This is a genomic window from Vibrio sp. D173a, assembly GCF_030248475.1.
This window is the reverse complement of record NZ_JAHGAH010000449.1, coordinates 1-1114: the sequence shown is the minus strand read 5'-3', so window position 1 is coordinate 1114 and position 1114 is coordinate 1. Positions and strand designations below refer to the sequence as shown.

The following is a 1114-nucleotide window of genomic DNA, read 5'->3' as shown; positions in this document are numbered from 1 at the left end:
GTTCATGGGGCGCATACGGTCTTTTGCCATCAATGGCGCCTTTCTCTAGTTCGTAAAGTGGGCTGGTGCTATGGTTGCTCCAGCGATGATCTTCGCGTGATTTCTTACGATATTGCGTTGGTGTCACACCAATATAATTCTGAAAAGTCTCATAGAAACGGCTACTCGAGTTAAAACCTACCGTTAAGGCAATGTCCAATATTGTCCGGTCGGTATCACTCAGCAGTGCTCTGGCGTGGTTAATCCGCATCGCCGTTATGTATTGCTTGATGGTCATCTGCATGGTTCGTTGGAATACGTTCATCGCATAATTGGTATGCAGCCCAATGTGCTCTGCGATGTCTTTGATCGTAATCGGCTGGTTATGGTGGGTGGCAATGTATTCCAGCATCTGACTGACGTAAAACTGCGAGTGTTTGGAGACGCCTTTTTTGGTCGACTTCTCTTGTCGATTGATGACAAGTTGCTCCCAGCCATCAAGGCACATTCGCTTTAACATGAGTCCGATTTCATCTATCGCTAATTGCTGACGGCTTTCTGAAGGGTGACTAATTTCTTCTGCCCAACGCGCTAACTCAAATTCACTGACCAATGCATTCGAGCTGGACTGCAATACACAGCCATGAGTGATCTGATTGACGAAGTCTCGATTTAGCGTCCAAGACATAAAGTGGTGAATCGGAATATTGATGATCCCCATATTATAACTCTTGCCCGGGTCGGTGAGCCTATGAGGCACTGACGCCCAAAACAATCCTATCGAGCCTGCTTTCACCACTATTGGACTGCCGTTAATGATATACTCGACATCATCCCCGAAAGGAATGTTTACCTCTACTTGTCCGTGCCAGTGATAACCCGGCATAGAGTGGGGCGGCCTGAGCTCAATATCGATCTTTTCATAAGATGAGTACAACGGCAGAGGGCTCACCGAGACATTGTCGGAGGAATATTTATCCTGAATGACCACTTTCAGTGCATCGGACTCTAACTTAGGCATCACCCACCTCTTAGGAAACTGTATAACTTCCTTGTAGCAAATCTGCTGGAGCAAAACTCAGAACATCCTCAAAAACACGGACTACTCCGTTTTATTTTCAGCCCTAAACCACCT

1 protein-coding gene is annotated in these 1114 nt (G+C 46.5%); it reads right to left on the bottom strand.

Annotated elements, in window-relative coordinates; all coding sequences use genetic code 11:
- Window positions 1–1000: transcriptional regulator MelR (melR, locus tag KIV40_RS26635; RefSeq protein ID WP_285352191.1), on the bottom strand; the 1000-nt coding region annotated here is incomplete at its 3' end.
- Between the last annotated feature and the right edge of the window lie 114 nt (window positions 1001–1114).